The sequence below is a fragment of the Acinetobacter sp. ANC_7511 genome, from assembly GCF_056779975.1.
The window spans coordinates 261457-278097 of sequence record NZ_JBWYIY010000001.1; the positions used below are offsets into that span (position 1 = coordinate 261457).

At 38.3% G+C, this 16641-nt stretch carries 15 protein-coding genes; 2 read left to right on the plus strand and 13 right to left on the minus strand.

Going from position 1 to position 16641, the window contains the following annotated elements; genetic code table 11:
• Positions 1–202: 202 nt before the first annotated feature.
• The 6 genes from AC1M9L_RS01350 to AC1M9L_RS01375 form a co-directional block, all read right to left on the minus strand.
• Positions 203–877, minus strand: coding sequence for a hypothetical protein (locus tag AC1M9L_RS01350; RefSeq protein WP_481591112.1), 675 nt, complete (start codon positions 875–877; stop codon positions 203–205).
• Positions 878–1177: 300 nt separating this feature from the next.
• Positions 1178–2095, minus strand: a complete 918-nt coding sequence (locus AC1M9L_RS01355) for a LysR family transcriptional regulator (protein ID WP_481587086.1) — start codon at positions 2093–2095, stop codon at positions 1178–1180.
• Between the two features lie 103 nt (positions 2096–2198).
• The gene (locus AC1M9L_RS01360) at positions 2199–2999 is read right to left on the minus strand and encodes a sulfite exporter TauE/SafE family protein (protein WP_481591113.1); all 801 of its coding nucleotides are present in this window, start codon (positions 2997–2999) and stop codon (positions 2199–2201) included.
• 43 nt (positions 3000–3042) lie between these two features.
• The gene (locus tag AC1M9L_RS01365; RefSeq protein ID WP_180027880.1) at positions 3043–3537 is read right to left on the minus strand and encodes a flavin reductase; all 495 of its coding nucleotides are present in this window, start codon (positions 3535–3537) and stop codon (positions 3043–3045) included.
• A gap of 96 nt (positions 3538–3633) precedes the next feature.
• On the minus strand, positions 3634–4677 hold the full coding sequence (locus AC1M9L_RS01370) for a methionine synthase (RefSeq protein ID WP_481591114.1): 1044 nt from the start codon (positions 4675–4677) through the stop codon (positions 3634–3636).
• Positions 4678–4727: 50 nt separating this feature from the next.
• Positions 4728–5711 (minus strand): putative oxygenase MesX, encoded by a 984-nt coding sequence (locus tag AC1M9L_RS01375; protein ID WP_481591115.1) that lies wholly within the window; start codon positions 5709–5711, stop codon positions 4728–4730.
• Positions 5712–6047: 336 nt separating this feature from the next.
• On the opposite strand from AC1M9L_RS01375, the gene AC1M9L_RS01380 reads away from it, so the two are divergent.
• Positions 6048–6716 carry an epoxyqueuosine reductase QueH gene (locus tag AC1M9L_RS01380; protein ID WP_092766431.1) on the plus strand — a complete coding sequence of 223 codons (669 nt, stop codon included), beginning with the start codon at positions 6048–6050 and terminating at the stop codon, positions 6714–6716.
• A gap of 54 nt (positions 6717–6770) precedes the next feature.
• Here the strand turns inward: AC1M9L_RS01380 and AC1M9L_RS01385 are convergent, their stop codons facing one another.
• The 7 genes from AC1M9L_RS01385 to AC1M9L_RS01415 all read right to left on the minus strand — a co-directional run bounded on the left by AC1M9L_RS01385 (position 6771) and on the right by AC1M9L_RS01415 (position 14645).
• Complete coding sequence (locus AC1M9L_RS01385) at positions 6771–7274, minus strand: GNAT family N-acetyltransferase (protein ID WP_481591116.1); 504 nt, start codon at positions 7272–7274, stop codon at positions 6771–6773.
• 1 nt (position 7275) lies between these two features.
• On the minus strand, positions 7276–8040 hold the full coding sequence (locus AC1M9L_RS01390; RefSeq protein WP_481591117.1) for an ABC transporter ATP-binding protein: 765 nt from the start codon (positions 8038–8040) through the stop codon (positions 7276–7278).
• On the minus strand, positions 8037–9053 hold the full coding sequence (locus AC1M9L_RS01395) for a FecCD family ABC transporter permease (protein ID WP_481591118.1): 1017 nt from the start codon (positions 9051–9053) through the stop codon (positions 8037–8039). The genes AC1M9L_RS01390 and AC1M9L_RS01395 overlap by 4 nt, the downstream gene beginning before the upstream one ends.
• Positions 9050–10066 carry an ABC transporter substrate-binding protein gene (locus AC1M9L_RS01400; RefSeq protein ID WP_481591119.1) on the minus strand — a complete coding sequence of 339 codons (1017 nt, stop codon included), beginning with the start codon at positions 10064–10066 and terminating at the stop codon, positions 9050–9052. Before AC1M9L_RS01400 ends, AC1M9L_RS01395 begins: the two co-directional genes overlap by 4 nt.
• On the minus strand, positions 10066–12159 hold the full coding sequence (locus AC1M9L_RS01405; protein WP_481591120.1) for a TonB-dependent receptor: 2094 nt from the start codon (positions 12157–12159) through the stop codon (positions 10066–10068). Before AC1M9L_RS01405 ends, AC1M9L_RS01400 begins: the two co-directional genes overlap by 1 nt.
• 214 nt (positions 12160–12373) lie before the next feature.
• The gene (locus AC1M9L_RS01410) at positions 12374–13054 is read right to left on the minus strand and encodes a GntR family transcriptional regulator (RefSeq protein WP_481589877.1); all 681 of its coding nucleotides are present in this window, start codon (positions 13052–13054) and stop codon (positions 12374–12376) included.
• A 202-nt stretch (positions 13055–13256) separates the two neighbouring features.
• A complete protein-coding gene (locus tag AC1M9L_RS01415; protein ID WP_481591121.1) occupies positions 13257–14645 on the minus strand; it encodes a methylenetetrahydrofolate reductase C-terminal domain-containing protein in 1389 nt (462 codons plus the stop codon).
• A gap of 536 nt (positions 14646–15181) precedes the next feature.
• On the opposite strand from AC1M9L_RS01415, the gene AC1M9L_RS01420 reads away from it, so the two are divergent.
• Positions 15182–16462: a tyrosine-type recombinase/integrase gene (locus AC1M9L_RS01420; RefSeq protein ID WP_481591122.1), complete on the plus strand. Its 1281-nt coding sequence runs from the start codon at positions 15182–15184 to the stop codon at positions 16460–16462.
• The last annotated feature ends 179 nt before the right edge of the window (positions 16463–16641 follow it).

Below are 16641 nucleotides of genomic sequence, written 5' to 3' on the forward strand. Positions count from 1 at the left end.
AAGGCTATGCCAAAGTAATACTTTTTTGTATTTTAGTATTACTATCGCTTGATATATAACATTTCTCTTAGAGCTGATTGTATTGAACAGAATTTAATTCAAGTAAACCTGTTGAATCAGTCGGAGTAAAGAATACTCGGTAAGCACCGAAATTAACCTGCGTGCAATTTTCTTGTGCAAAGAAAAAAGCTAACACATGATTCTATTTTGTTTGTTTTGAGCGGTTATTTTCTGATTGCTTAAGTAGGTTTAGACTCTGATTGATATCACGCACAGTGATTAACTGAAAAATCATAACTAAGCTTCCAAGTGCTACGGACAAAAGAAATACAAGTAAAATGATTAAAGTCATCCCTGTGTTTAATGCGCTATCTGAGGTATAACGAGCTAAAAACCAAGTAAAATTTGAAAATATAAAAAAAGCTAAGGAACCGGTGACGGTATATAGAGCACCATACGCTAACCCTTTAAAGACTAATTCCCGTTCTGAATAAATACATTGAATTTCTCCATTTTCAACTTTAAAAAATTTCCATGTAGTGCGAAGGGACTTCACTAAGTAAAAATAGTAATCTGCATATTTGCGTATAAGTATATCGGTTAAAAATGAAGGAATCTCGACACCGCCATTAAGTTGATCACTGGCAATTTTCTTCAAAAAAGGATCTATTGTTTTATTCGGGCTTACAGAGATAAATTCACGAATGTAAAAAGATGCAGCCTCATATAAATTTTTATTTTCATTAAAACTTTTCAGACTCACAAAATACGTTTTTCGACCGTAAAAGACAGCAACGATACCTATAAGCGTCGTACAGATAATCGAAAATAAGCTGAGATAGTCTGAAACTGAAAATGAAGGTATGAGTTGTATCATGGATATAATCTTAAATTTATAATGAATTGAGTTTTATAATTAAAAAAAACACTTAGATAAATGACCAAAATGGTGGGCAATGGGCTGAGATCAAATCGTTTACTGTCTACAAACAGATGATGAGTCCAATGTATCGATGTCAGACATCACTCTTAGTTAAAAAAGTATAATCTAAAGCAAAAAATTCGTCTTCATACAAATAATAGCGACTATCTAATTTTCATCTTAACTTTGCTCATTATTAATATGAAGATTCATTCGAGGTTCAATCTTCACTTTATTCAGAATGATTAAACTTTCTTACATGTAATAAAGTTTTCTTGATTCTGAAAATTTAGCTAATTTTTTTAAAAATGAATCGAAATAATCTTTTTCCTTATCTTCAGTTCGAAAACCTGCATATAAAGTACGCCTTAACCCCTCTGGTGCAACGCAATCTAGGCGACGTGAAGTGACCCACCCTTTGGTTTCATATTCGTTTACCACCCAATCTGGTAAAGCTGCGATTCCACGCCCACTTGCGACTAACTGAATCAGCATCTGGGTCAGATCTGTGGTTCGAATATTTTTTGGAAGAATATTTGCAGGAATGAACAACTTCGACATGATATCTAAACGATGTTTGTCTACTGGAAATGTAATCAGCGTTTCATCAGCTAAATCTTGAACAGTAATGTTTTTTGCACGTACCAAAGGATGTGTTGTAGATAAAACAAGTCGTGATTCATATTCAAATACTGGGAAATATTCAACTCCCTTTAATGCAATTGGGTCTGCAGTAATCAACAAATCAAATTCGCCATTTTGTAGCAATTCATGAGGATTTGCTTCAAACCCTGATGCGAAATCTAAATCAACATCAGGATATTGGTTTCGATACTGATTTAATATCGGCATGAGCCAATCAAAACAACTATGGCATTCTGAAGAAAATGTAATTCTGCCAGTTTGCCCATGGATAATACGCGTGATATCGCTTTGAGCAATCTGAACTTGCGGTAAAATTTCATCCGCTAACTGCAACAGTCTTAAGCCAACATTAGAAAAAGTAATTGGTCTCGTCTTGCGGTTGACGACTTCAACCCCCATCCACTGATCAAGCTCACGTAACTGATGAGATACGGCTGAAGGTGTAATGCAGAGATCACTCGCTGCAGCGACTAAAGAGCCATGCTCTCTCAAAGCCAATAGCATTTTCAAATGTTTTAGTTCGATCATATGGGAAAAAACTCAAATCATGATCCCTCTAGGGACATATTAAAATCTTCGCTTTAGCCCACATTAAGTGAGCTATCTAGGCTGATAAGACATTTGGGTGAAATTAAATCAATCCTTTTACAAGGAAGATACTTCCTATGATAACCAACAAGACAGCGAAACATTTCTTTAACATTGCTGGCGATAAGGCATGTGCAGTTTTGGCACCAAATTTTGCTGTTATAAAACTCATCACACTAATGCCAATGAAAGCATAAATATGAACATACCCGATGGTATTCGGCACATTGATCTCAGCAGTCATACCAAAAACCATAAACCCTATAGCACCAGCTAGAGCTATTGGTAATCCACAAGCAGCAGATGTACCGACAGACTTTTGCATCACCACCCCATAACGATTCAGATATGGAACGGTCAGACTACCACCACCAATTCCAAAGAGTGCCGATGCAATCCCAATGACACTACCTGCTGCAACTTGCTGACTTGATGAAGGAAGAGTCATTGTTGAATTAATTGCTTTGTTCGAGCCTGTAAACATAGTATACGCCACCCAAATCAAAAATAAGCCGACCATGATTTGAAGATGTAATCCCGATAACAAACCAGCAATTCCAGCACCTGCAAAACCGCCGATGGCCATGGGTGGAGCTAGATTTTTAAATACAGGCCATATCACAGCACCATTTTTATGGTGTGCCATTAATGAGCTAATCGAAGTGACAACGATTGTTGCTAAAGATGTACCTAGTGCCAGATGCATAATGACATCAGGATCATAACCCATTTGGGTAAAGACAATAAAAAGTAGTGGCACAATAATCGTACCACCGCCTACACCAAACAGCCCAGCCGAAAAACCAGCAAATGCACCGATGATTAAAAAGGTTATAAGTTCCACAATAGACTAACTTTTAAAAAGATGAAGGGATTAAGGGGTTGAGTTAAGCGTGTTCCAACTGACCCACTTGATGATAAGCACGGTTAAAGTACACCAAACTTTCTTCTTGATTACTTTGCTTTACTGCAGTCACACGGCATAAAAAAATACTATGTGTACCGACTTGTTGAATATTCTCAATCTCGCAATCAAAACTGACTAAAGCATCTTCTAAAATCGGCGACCCAGTTTTTAAATCAATCCAATCACCTAGTCTGAAGCGATCTTCTGAGCTGAGCTTGCTTGAAGCAAAAGCATTCGAAAGCTGTTCATGCTGAGTACTCAGTACGTTTACAGCTAAGATTTTATTTTCAACAAAATGTACATGTGAACGAGAGGACTGATTCATACAGACTAATAGTGTTGGCGGAGTATCTGTGACACTACATACCGCAGATGCAGTAAAGCCATGCATCCCTGCTTCGCCTGTGGTTGTAATCACATTTACCGCAGTTGTAAGTAAAGACATTGCATTTCTAAAGTCTGTTGCTTCAATCATCTCTTTCATCTCAAATATACATATGACGTGTCGTACATTAGACAGAACAAATGATCTTGCGACGATTTGCCCTGATTAATACAAGACTACGTTTGATTAAGCTTCTAGCTCTTTACGGACAATGGCAGCTCCAGCACTTAAAGCCTCAAGCTTGCCACGTGCCACTTGACGAGAGAGCGGCGTCATACCACAGTTCGTTGATGGATAAAGCTTATCCGCGTCCACAAATTGCAAAGCTTTACGCAGGGTATTCGCGACTTCTTCTGCGGTTTCAACTTGATTAGTTGCCACATCAATTGCACCGACCATGACTTTCTTACCACGAATCAATTCAATCAAATCCATTGGCACACGTGAGTTTTGGCATTCAAGCGAAATAATATCGAGCTTAGATTGTTGTAGCTTCGGAAATGACTCTTCGTATTGGCGCCATTCATTACCCAAAGTTTGTTTCCAGTCGGTATTGGCTTTAATACCGTAACCGTAGCAAATATGAACCGCAGTTTCACATTTTAAACCTTCAAGTGCACGCTCTAAGGTTGGTACCCCCCAATCATTTACTTCATCGAAGAATACGTTAAACGCCGGTTCATCGAATTGGATAATATCCACGCCTACTGCTTCGAGCTCTAAAGCTTCTTGGTTTAAAATTTTGGCAAATTCCCAAGCCAATTTTTCACGGCTCTTGTAGTGACCATCAAATAAAGTATCAATCATGGTCATTGGACCAGGCAACGCCCATTTAATTGGCTGATTGGTTTGGCTACGCAAGAATTTCGCATCTTCAACAAATACCGCTTGTTTACGAGAAACTTCGCCCACAACAGAAGGTACACTTGCATCATAACGATTACGAATACGCATGGTTTCACGCTTTTCGAAATCCACACCTTCAAGATGCTCAATAAATGTAGTGACGAAGTGCTGACGGGTTTGTTCACCATCACTCACGATATCAATACCAGCAGTGACTTGCTCATGTAATGATAATTTCAATGCATCACGTTTTGCCTCAAGAAGCTCTTCCCCTTCGAGTTTCCATGCAGACCATAGTTTTTCAGGCTCAGCTAACCAAGATGGTTTCGGTAAACTACCCGCAGTTGAAGTTGGGAGTAATAATTTCGGTGGTGTAAGTGCCATGTCTAATCTTCTTTCTCTAAATTCGTGAATCTGTATATCAATTGGATGTTTTAAGCAGCTGTTTCGACTTCGAAATTTTCAGCCCATTTATTTAAAATGTCTTGATAAGGCTTAATGAAATTTTCTTCTGTCCATTTACCTTGTTTGACTGCTAACTCAGCACGTTCTACACGGTCATAAACAATACGAGTTAGTGAGTAGTCGCCATAGCTTAAGCTTGGTTGATACACCACACCTGCAGGAGAGTTGGTGTTGTAGATTTCAGGTCGATAGATGCGTTGGAAACTTTCCATAGTTGCAATCGCACTGATCAATTCAAAATCAGTGTAGTCTCGGACTAAATCGCCAGCAAAATAGAATGCGAGTGGTGCGTTACCACCTTCAGGTTTGAAATAACGTACACGTAAGCCCATTTTGGCAAAATATTCATCGGTACGTGAATATTCATCATTTTTGTATTCCACACCCAAAATAGGATGTACGTTGGTGGTACGGTAATAGGTTTTAGAGGTTGAAACACTTAAGCAAATTACTGGTTCTTTATTGAATTCTGCTTTAAATACTGCTGAATTCACCAAATGTTTATACAATTTGCCATGTAGATCACCAAAATCTTCAGGTTTTTCACCCACGCCACAACCCAACTGAGGCAATACCACACTGAAGTCATAATCTCGCACATAAGATGAGAAGCTATTGCCAATCATACCTTCAATACGTTCACCTGTTTGGTGGTCAATCACCACACTTTTCAGCGTTTCAATAAATGGGAAAGTTTGTCCATTGCCTTCGATATCAAGTTCTGCAGAAATGATGTCGATCTCAAGTGAATAGCGATCACCTTTAGGATTATCGACAGTCGCCAAGCTATTAAAACGGTTGTTGATCATCGCAAGTGTACGGCGCAGATTTTCCTGACGACTTTCACCACGAGCCAAATTAGCAAAGTTTGTAGTCAAACGTGTACTTTCTGCTGGCGTATAGTTTTCATCAAAACGGATACGTTTAATTGAACACTCAAATGCTGTACTCATGGAGATTGCCACCTAAAATTTTATAAAAAGCTAATTTTCTGAATGGCTGTATTTAAACGTGAATAATAAAGTGAGTAAAACGATATAAATTCAGCTTAAGATGAGAATCCCTCATGTTAAAGCATATTCGCTATTTCAAAGCGATTTAGAATAGATGAGCTAACTTATCCATGCAGTTAATGAGTAGATCACTGGTATACGGATGCGATTCCGTTCACTCAAATGGTGCTCAAGTGAATTTATCTCAACCTAACCTTAGAAAATATCAGCTTATTAGAGGTTTAATTATCTACTCAATCTTTAAAATATAGGGTTTAAATTTAAACCTATATAACCATGTCAAACAAACTTGAACGTCAAAAACTGTCTCTCCCAGCAGGTCACGACAAACTTCTACTTCATTCCTGCTGTGCACCATGCTCGGGTGAAGTGATGGAAACCCTGATTGAATCAGGCATCAACTTTTCGATCTTTTTTTATAACCCCAATATTCATCCTGTCAAAGAATATGAAATTCGTAAAGAAGAAAATATTCGCTTTGCCGAAAAACATAACATTCCTTTTATCGACTGTGATTACGATACAGACAATTGGTTTGCACGCGCCAAAGGTATGGAAAATGAACCTGAAAAAGGCATTCGTTGTACTATGTGTTTTGACATGCGTTTTGAACGTACAGCTTTATATGCAGCTGAAAATGGCTTCAGTCTAATAAGTAGTTCGCTTGGTATTTCCCGTTGGAAAGATATGAAGCAAATCAACGACTGTGGTCATCGTTCAGCTTCACATTATGAAGGGATAACTTATTGGGATTACAACTGGCGTAAGAATGGTGGTGCTGTGCGTATGCTCGAAATCAGCAAAAAAGAGGAGTTTTACCAACAGGAATATTGTGGTTGCGTCTATTCCTTACGTGATACTAATCGTTGGCGTATGAGCCAAGGGCGTGATCGCATCAAAATAGGTGTGAAATTCTATTCAAATGCTCTGGATGATCTAGACTGATTACTTCAGTATTTAGCTATAATCTATATAAATAATTAAGCTTATGGCTAAATTTCAAAATTGTTGATCAGATTTTATAGTTTTTAACATATGAATGGTATTGTAAGTTTTTAACCACTCACGTTTAATCACGTCGAAACCTTGTAAACGCCAAAATTGCTCCGCTGCAGGTAAAAAGGGATGTGTATGCAAATACAAGGTTTCTATGCCGTGTTGCTCGGCATGTGTAAATAATAACTGACACAGTTGCGTGGCAATGCCTTGTCGACGATATTCAGGCAGTACAAAAAGTTTGACCACCTCAACAGCACCTTCAGCAATATCCAAATCAAAACGTCCGTCATAGGCACGGTAAGCAAGCGTTGCAATAATTTTGGCTTGATTTTTGACCACGATAAAACAGCCTAAAGGACTGTCCACATAGTACTGCTCAAACTGGGCAATATCTTTTGGAATACAAGCACCATACAGTTCTGGAAATAAAAGCTGCCGTGAATCTAAAGCAAATTGAATGACAGATTGATCAGCGGATTGCAGTGTTTCATAGGATAAATTCATTTTACAACCAAGAATGATCAGGGATAACAATGGTTTTATCTTGAATCATAGCTTCATGAAACTCGACATCGTAGACGCTTTTTAAAAATTTCGGATCGGTGAGACGCGCTTTTGAATCAGGACGAATCACTTCATGTTCACGCATAAAGAACAAATGATCGGCAAATAAAAATGCCAAATTCGGGTCATGCATAATAGCGATCACAGTAAAATTCTGTCGCGACAATTGACGTAGTTTTTTCATCAAATAAGATTGATAATAAACATCCAAATGATTAGTCGGCTCATCTAATAAAATCACTTTTGGTGCTTGTACCAAAATACGGGCAATCATCACCAATTGACGTTCCCCCCCTGACAGCTCGGTATAAGGACGCTCTTTTAAATGTTCGATATCGAGATCCATTAAAGCCTGATCAACCATGTCCCAATCTTGCTTGGATGGTCGAAATCGACTGAATGCAGCCCGACCTGTAATCACCACGTCTTTAACTAAAAATGGGAAAACCGTTTTATGGAACTGCGGTAAAAACCCAAGTAGCGCGGCCCTTTCCTTGCCTTTTATATGTTCTAAAGCCCGACCCGCATAAAGTACTTGCCCATCTGTGGTCTGTTCTAAACCTGCCATCAGCTTAAATAAGGTGGATTTGCCACAACCATTGCGACCTAAAATCACCGAGAACTGATGCGCTGGGAATTCAAGCTGAATATTTTTTAACACGTGTTTATGCCCATAGGCATAGTTCAACTGTTCAATATGAATCATGCCCAAGCCGTCCTTTGTGTTTTGATCAATAATAAAAAAAATGGCGCACCGAGGAGCATGGTGAAAATGCCGATTGGAATTTCAAAGCTCAGTAAAACTCGTGAAAAATTATCAATCAGCAGTAAAAAACTACCGCCTAGAATCATGTTGGCAGGAATACTGTAGCGGTGGTCAGGGCCGACCAGCATGCGCACAATATGCGGCATAAATAGTCCGTATAGACTGATAATGCCTGCGGCAGCTACTGAAGTGGAGGTGCATAGCGTCACCAATACAATCAGTATGAGTTGCTCCCACTTCGGATTCACCCCCACAGCTTGTGCTTCATCAGCTCCCAATGCCATCAGATTCAAGCGCCAACGCATGGCGTATAAGCCCATTAAAGCCACCGTAATCGGCACAATCGCATATTGGACTTTCTGCCACGATGCCTGATGTAAATTCCCCATGGTCCACTGCACGATCGCTTGTAATTTAAAAGGATCACTTAAATATTGAATAATGGTCAGTCCTGCTAAAAACAGACCTGAAACAATCATGCCGGATAAAATCACCATCACCAATGAAGTTTGGCTTTCATGCTTTTGCTGGGCAAACACATAGGTTAATGCCACTGCACATACGCCAAAAATAAACGCCGATAAATTGGGCGATAACCAACTCAAAGATAATGCTAAAGCCGCACCAAAGGCGGCACCTGAAGAAATCCCGAGTACGTATGAATCTACTAAGGGATTGCGGAATAAAGCTTGTAAACCATTGCCGGCTGTTGCCAAAGCCGCCCCGACCATAAAAGTTAATAAGATGCGTGGTAGGCGAATATTGAAGACAATATTTTGCATCAAGCTAAATTGTTGCGCATCAAAATACGCTGTACCAAATATCCACTGGATAAACCATAGTGCATAATCCCCTGCGTTTAATGTTTGACTGGGGCCGAGCAACAGCGACACAAAAATCAGCAGAATCGGCAATGGATAAAACCAAGTGTATTTCCATGAGGTATGGCTCATGACATCAACTCCTTGGCAATTTTCTGACCATAGAGCTTCTGTAAAATCTTGAGTTGCAAAGCTTCAACTGCTAAGTCTGAGGTGTCAGGATAAATGTGATGATGTAGATAAATCGCAGTCACAATAATTTTGATGGTATGTGGGTTATAGATAAATGCAGGGCTGAGATTAAACACTTTCTGTTGTTGTACTGCTTTTAGACCTTGCAATTCTTTACGCTGATAAATCAGGTTTGGGTCGGTATTCCACAGTACAATATTGTCAGGATTCCACTCAATCAACGTTTCTGGATTGACATTCGGTTGATTGGTCTCCGTTTTAACCACGTTGTAAGCCCCTGCCAATTCAATAAAATCATTGGTAATCGATTTACGGCCTGAGGTTGAATAAATTCGTCCACCTGACCATGCGTAATATATTGATTGCTTATATTTTTGCTTTGAGGTTTTGAGTGCCACTTCAGCCAGAAGCACATCTGAAAAATCCAGAATTTCTTTAGCCCGTTGCTCAGCACCTGTAAGCTGTGCAATTTCATACAGCTCTTCTTTCACCTGATCGTAAGTGCCTGATTCCATCACATAGACTGCAATACCAAATTGTCGAAGCAATTGAATGGTTTGTGTTTGCCCACTACCTAAAATCACCAAATCTGGCTTTAATAGCATTAAGCTTTCAATGTTGGTGGCATTTGAGCCTTGTGAAGGTGTAGCGAGTTGCTTATTGGCAATACGTGGATCCATTTTGGAATAAGCATTAAATAACAAGGTCTGTAAATAGACCTCAGCAGGAATCCCCACGACCTTTGCACCCTGCCCCAACATATATAGCCCGTCTAAACCTGATTCAAACAAGGACACAATACGCTGTGCTGGCTGAGCTAGGCAGACTTCGGTCTCTGAGCTATCAACCACACAGTGCGATGTTGGGCTTTGTATTTTTGCTGATATCGGTTGCTCTGTTGCCGTACAACCCAACAGTACACAGCTCAGTAAAAGGACAATAAATCTTTGCATTAGTATTGCCACTGTACCGATAACGCTGCTTTGATCGGCTCACCGGGTTGAATCCATACATGGCTATAACTGGATAGATAATATTCCTCGTTTAACAGATTATGAATATTCAGTTGATAGCGTAAATTTGGATTTGCTTGGTAATAAGCCCCAAGGTTCAATACGGTATAGGCAGGTAAGCTGAAACCATTAGCCGTATTGGTTGGGCTGTCTCCACTCCGTTGCCCGACATAATTGAGGTTGAAATTTAGACCTGCTGCATGTTGCGTATTTTGCCAAAGGTCATAACTTGCCATGACATGTGCACTATGTTTGGGTACGTTGCTCAGTGCTGAGCCTACAGGTAACACGTCATCTTTGCTGACTTTGGCATCCATATAGGCGTAGCCTGCTGACAACATCATCTGGTCATTGATACGATGGTTGAAGTCAATTTCGAGCCCTTTGCTTTTCACTTCACCAACCGCAGCTTCATAGTTTGGATCAATGGCATCCGTCATCAGGACATTTTTTTTGCTCATATCAAACAAGGCGATGCTAAGCATACTGTGATCTTGCCATTGGTATTTCGCGCCGATTTCATAGCTTTTCGCTGTTTCAGGTGCAAACGTCTCCCCTGTACGACCCATGCCATTATTCATGGAAAATGCTTCACCATAATTGCTATATACAGACAGTGCTGGTATAGGACGGTAATTAAGGCCTATGCGTGGGCTAAACTTTTGTGCTGTACTCTGATCCTTGAACTGCGTGCGATGGTTGATGAAGCGCTGTTCGACACGATCGAATCGACCTCCGAATAACACATTCCATTGGTCATTAAAAAAGACCTGATCTTGTACATTCACAGCCATGTACTGCTGACGTTCATCGGAATCGGTATGTAAAGGTAGTTCAGAGCTAAATTGCCCATAAGTGGGATTGTAAATGTTGATCCAATTTGGCTGAGCAGCCGAGTGATTAAGACGCAATTGACGTTGCATAAAGTCCAAACGCCCTGTTTCTGCACCGAGTACCCATTCATGCTGAACATGACCGAGTTGCAGTTGACCAAGTAATTCACTTTGGAGCAGCATATCCTCGGTCTGATAATCACGATGACGACGCTGACGCTCTAATGTTTCAAGGTCGGCCTGTAATTTGCGTGGTTCTGTTGAATAGCCGACCATTTGCGCATCTTTATAACTGATCGCAGCATTCATCTGCCATGCGTCATTGAGCTGATGCTTTAATCGTACTTGATAGAGATTGTCTTTGACGCGCATATCACCATCAGAAGGCTCACCCGTAAAGGTCTTTGGATCCATCAATAACTGGTTGTTGACAGCCGTGATACCACGGTCAAATGTGCCTAGATGCTGGGTAAATTCAGTATCTAAATCCACTTGGGTATTTTCAGATAATTTCCATGAGAATTGTGGCGCGACAAATAAACGTTGGCTACTGACATGATCACGGAAAGACTGGTTATCTTCCATTGCAGCGGCTATTCGATACGCCAACGCATCGCTGATTGGCGCGGTCTGTTCAAGACTTAAACGATATTCATCTTGTGTTGTCCCACGAAGATTAAGCGTTGTTTCAGACGTCCATTTTGGTTTTTTTGTGGTGACATTCAATGCCCCACCGACCTCACCACGTCCATACAGTGCGGCACTGGGACCTTTTAAAAAATCCAGTGATTCAATATTGACCATATCTTTAGGTGCAGAAATGCCACGATTGACACTCAGCCCATTACGAATGGCATCCACCCCCATATTGGGATTGCCTTGGAATCCTCGGAATGAATAGTTATCCCAAAAGCCCCCACCATAATTATTTTGATGCAATACCCCACTCACGATGCTGAGGGCTTGATCCATGCGCTGAATATCTTGCTGCTGGATAACGTCTTGCGACAAATGGCTTTTATTAAACGGGATATCCAATAGATCATGCTGAAATTTGGTAAGTGCTTGAGCGTGCTGTGTAGATTCTGAGGCTAAAGCTGTGCTGAGATAAATCGTATCTAGGGTTTTGACCTGATCTGTTGCAAACACCCCTTGATTGATGCCAGTTAAACCTATTAATAAAGTTACACGAGATCTCAAAAAAACTATCCTCATTTATACGCACAATATTGATGCGTTTACAAATATTGAATTCAAATTGGTGCACTATTCATTAAATCTATGCACTAAAACTAAGCAAATGTTGTTCTGGCATCGCTGGATTAGTTTTGTGTACATTCTTGTATACAAGATATGAATTAGAGGCAAAAAAAATGCCAATTTTTTAAAATTGGCATTTTTTTAATAATTTATCCTAAACAGTCGAAAATATTTTAAGAGTAATTTTCTTCACGTCCTCAATACTATGTAAGACATGATGTTCTGCTAAATGGATCGCCCCATCAGCATCACGAGCTAAAATACATCTAAGTATTGCAGCATGATCTTGATAAGCATGCTGGATATCGAATTCACGCATGGCGCCTAGACTGAGCACAATTCGGATTTTTTCACTGATTTCATGATGAATCTTGGCGATTTGACGATTTCCTGCAGCTCTAACCAAGGCACAATGAAAATCTTCACTTTGCAGCACCAATGCTTTGGTGTTCTGGTTATAGTCCTGTTCGTCTACAAGCCATAATCGCTTTAAATTCTGTAATTCTTCAGATTGCTCATGATCCATTACGCATAAACGTTTAACAGCCTCTTTTTCCAAGATCATACGTAAATCAAAGAGCTCCTGATAAAAGGTAAAATCTAAAGGCTTAATTTCCCAACCACTGCGGAAATGCACATTCACATAGCCTTCCTGTTCAAGACGATACAGTGCTTGCCGTGTTGGGGTACGGCTGACCTCATACTTTTCAGAAAGGTCCGTTTCAGTAAAACGTTGTCCAGGTTTGAGCTTAAAGCTAAAAATATCATCCTTTATTTGTTGATAAATCACATTAGCTAAATTGCCAGTGCCTGACTTAATGGGCGTTATGCTCATCCTTAATTCTCGTTTTACATCTATGTAATAAATAAATTATAGAGTCATCATGAGAATTTAAGAATCAGTAAATGTTGATATATAGGAAAATAGATTAAATTTTGGCTTGAAGATTTATACGATAATTTAAGCCCCTATATAACGTTAATTAATAATTGCATTTCAATACTATAAATCAACTCATACAAGAAATTGAACACACTTAAACTTTTCCCAAAAACCAATTTTTCCAAGAACTGGTTCCACGAACTTCAACGGGTACGGTTGCAATCAGGGTATCTTTTAAAACGTCAGTTTGTCCTACAGCTTTGGCTAATCGGGCTTTTACAGAGTGAATGCATTCACGATCTCCAAACTCACATCGATCAAATGTGGTGCCACCGCAAGGGCCATTTGCAAGTCCTTTAGGACATGTTTCAGGGCAAATATATAAAGTATCAGCCAATCTACATTGACCACAATTTTCGCAGCCCACAACCATATGTTTTGACTTAAATTCGCTTTTTAACAAAGTTTTTGATGCTAGCTCGTTATTCCAAAAGGACGCTTTAAAAATAAACCTACCTACACCTTTAGAGATTTTGGACTCAAAAAGGGCTTTATGCATGACATGCAAATGATGATATTTAATCAGCTGACCTAATGTCGGTTGACGTGCATCATGAGTTAATTCTGGAACAAACTCATTTCCAGTCTGAATCTGCCAAAGAGATTTCCAGCGTGCTTCTAGTTCCTCTAAATCATCATGTTGATATTGCTCAATATAATTTTGCAGAACCTTCTGTTCTTCTGAATTTTCGCATGCTGAAAGATGAACACCATTAAAACCTAAAAGCTTACACATCAATATTTGTATGGCACACCGCTTATACGCATTTTCAGCCAATCCATTCTGTTTTTCCTCAGCCAACACTCTCAACATATAAGGTGTAATCACAATACCAGTGACTTTATTTTTGACTATAAAATTGGCCCGTGCCAAGCTCAGTGGCATAACGCAAGCCAGTATTTTTTGTTTGTAATGGTAATGATTTAGAAAAGACTTTATCTCTTTTAAGGCATCCATGTCATACCCTAATTGAGTAATAATAAAATCTGCGCCGGCACTAACTTTTTTATGTAATTTTAAATATTGAGCATAATGCTCAGCCTCAGTATATTTAAAGGGATTAAATGCTACACCTATGTTAAATCCACCATAATTCTTTGCGGACATCACAGCATTAATCGATTCTAGATATCGAGTACGTTCAAATTGATCATCCCCATAACTATGCTCTTTAAGCTTATCACCAGTGATCAAAAGTAAATTTCTAATCTGAGCTGAACTAGCCTGATGAAGAAATAACTCGAAATCCTTAATATCACGACCTTTCCCTGAAAAATGCAAAACTTTATCTATTGATTTTGGATAATCCTGACTTGCTTCAAGGGGTGCCATATCGTGATCCGATTGGACACGATCGGCAATGGCTACAAAGGCTTGAAAGCCCGCTATATTACGTGTTATCTGTTGGCTTTTGGTTGAGGTTAAATACTCTACTAAAATACAGAATTTTTGAAGTTCTAAGTGTTGAAAAAAATTAAGCATGTGTCTTTATTGACCGAATTTTTTTAGACTGCAATCATTGTCTAAATCCAAATGAATAGATTTCATACACTTATTCAAAGATTTACTAAATTGGGTGTAACCCATATCCAAATTATCTATTAAATTTAAATAGCTTAGGAAAAATAGGCTTTTGAACAAGATTGTAGAACAACCATTAAATTTGATTAAATCAGGATATTCAATCTTTGAACTCTTTATGCCCTAAAGCTCATTATAAATAATTGCTGATTTAAGCTGTTACCATTTACTTACCAAAATTTAAAAAATAAAAAACCACTTACAATTAATGCATGTAAGTGGTCGTTTTATTTGGTCGGCCCAGACAGACTTGAACTGTCAACCAACGGATTATGAGTTCGTTGTTAACAGTGTTGATTACAATTGATAAATGTTTATTTATTTATAAAAAACAATAATTTACAGAAAATTTAATAAATTTAATATTTAATATTATTGAGTAAACTTTACTAAATTTACTTACATATTGCTTACACTATAGTCATAGGATGTTTGCCATGAAGATTAAATTTACATCATCTAAAGTTAAAAGTTTTCCTATACCTCCCCGAGGAAAGAATCAAATTTTTTATTGGGATACTGATACAGTCGGTTTATCAGTACGTGTCACGATTAATAATAATCGAGCATATATTTTCCAGAGCAAAGTTTTCAATAGATCAATTAGAATGACAATTGGAGATATAAAAAGCTGGAGTTTAGATGATGCTAGAAAAGAAGCTAGAAGATTACAGAATTTGTGCGATCAAGGAAAAGATCCTCGGAGAATCAAGAATGAAGAAGCAAAACTTAATCATGAAAGTATGATTAATAGAAAATTGAATAAAATAACATTAAATGAGGCCTACCAAGAATACCTTGAGTCACGTAAAAGTATATGGTCAGAACGAACATATGAAGATGCAGTTAAAATTTCCCAATCTGGAGGTAAATTAAAAAAAATTGGCGAAGGTCACACTCAACCTGGAGCTTTATTCCCTTTATTAAATATTCCTTTGGCTTCTCTTAAGTCCAATGATTTGGTGGATTGGCTTGCTAAAGAAAATCTTAAACACAAAACCATAGCTTCTCTAGCATTCAGAATATTACGAGCATTTATAAATTGGTGTAGTGAACACGATATATATAATAAATTGATATCCCCTGAAATATACAAATCAAAAAGTGTCCGTGAGTTAGTCCATAGAGTTACCCCAAAGACTAACTCACTAGAAAAGGCACAATTAAAAACATGGTTTAAAGCCGTAGATGAGATAAATAATATTGTCCATCGATCATTTTTAAAAATTTGTCTTTTAGTAGGAGCAAGATCTGAAGCTTTGAGATCTCTTAAATATTCTGATGTAGATTTTAAGTGGAAAAGTATAAAAATATGGAATAAAGGGAGCCAGAGTTTTATACAAATACCACTAACACCTTATGTTGAATATCTGATTAACAATATACCTTCTTTGAATCAAAAAAATTATATTTTCTCAAGCTCCAAATCCAAAACTGGATATATTGTAGACGTAAGAAAACAATACCATAGAGCTTTAAAAAAACACTCCTTACCACTTTTAACTATTCATGATCTCAGGAGATCATTTAGCAATCTTTCAGAGTGGGTTTCTGTACCTATTGGCGTTACGGAGAATATAATGGGGCATTCACCCAAAACTTTAATAGAAAAGCATTACAAAAATCGTCCTTTGGATCTACTTCGTTTACACCATAAGCGCATTGAAAAATGGATACTTGATACAGCCGAAGTAGACATTAGTTTTTTAAAATATTAATTTTAAAAAAAGCTAAAAAGAGTCTAATTACTTTAAGTTGTCACAATGGTTAATATCTTTTTTTATAAACAAGATAGCCCTAAAATATTAGGGTTCTTTCATAAATCATTTTTTACTCAGTTCTAAATTATAAATCCCTGCGATTAAACTGAATCTTAATCCCAATCTTTTGCCACGGT

Excerpts from the sequence above, each read along its gene's own strand:
- AC1M9L_RS01410 (WP_481589877.1), bottom strand. The coding sequence starts at position 13,054 with ATGAGCATAACGCCCATTAAGTCAGGCACTGGCAATTTAGCTAATGTG.
- AC1M9L_RS01395 (WP_481591118.1), bottom strand. The coding sequence starts at position 9,053 with ATGAGCCATACCTCATGGAAATACACTTGGTTTTATCCATTGCCGATT.
- AC1M9L_RS01355 (WP_481587086.1), bottom strand. The coding sequence starts at position 2,095 with ATGATCGAACTAAAACATTTGAAAATGCTATTGGCTTTGAGAGAGCAT.
- AC1M9L_RS01375 (WP_481591115.1), bottom strand. The coding sequence starts at position 5,711 with ATGAGTACAGCATTTGAGTGTTCAATTAAACGTATCCGTTTTGATGAA.
- AC1M9L_RS01370 (WP_481591114.1), bottom strand. The coding sequence starts at position 4,677 with ATGGCACTTACACCACCGAAATTATTACTCCCAACTTCAACTGCGGGT.
- AC1M9L_RS01415 (WP_481591121.1), bottom strand. The coding sequence starts at position 14,645 with ATGCTTAATTTTTTTCAACACTTAGAACTTCAAAAATTCTGTATTTTA.
- AC1M9L_RS01385 (WP_481591116.1), bottom strand. The coding sequence starts at position 7,274 with ATGAATTTATCCTATGAAACACTGCAATCCGCTGATCAATCTGTCATT.
- AC1M9L_RS01420 (WP_481591122.1), top strand. The coding sequence starts at position 15,182 with ATGAAGATTAAATTTACATCATCTAAAGTTAAAAGTTTTCCTATACCT.
- AC1M9L_RS01380 (WP_092766431.1), top strand. The coding sequence starts at position 6,048 with ATGTCAAACAAACTTGAACGTCAAAAACTGTCTCTCCCAGCAGGTCAC.
- AC1M9L_RS01350 (WP_481591112.1), bottom strand. The coding sequence starts at position 877 with ATGATACAACTCATACCTTCATTTTCAGTTTCAGACTATCTCAGCTTA.
- AC1M9L_RS01390 (WP_481591117.1), bottom strand. The coding sequence starts at position 8,040 with ATGATTCATATTGAACAGTTGAACTATGCCTATGGGCATAAACACGTG.
- AC1M9L_RS01400 (WP_481591119.1), bottom strand. The coding sequence starts at position 10,066 with ATGCAAAGATTTATTGTCCTTTTACTGAGCTGTGTACTGTTGGGTTGT.
- AC1M9L_RS01365 (WP_180027880.1), bottom strand. The coding sequence starts at position 3,537 with ATGATTGAAGCAACAGACTTTAGAAATGCAATGTCTTTACTTACAACT.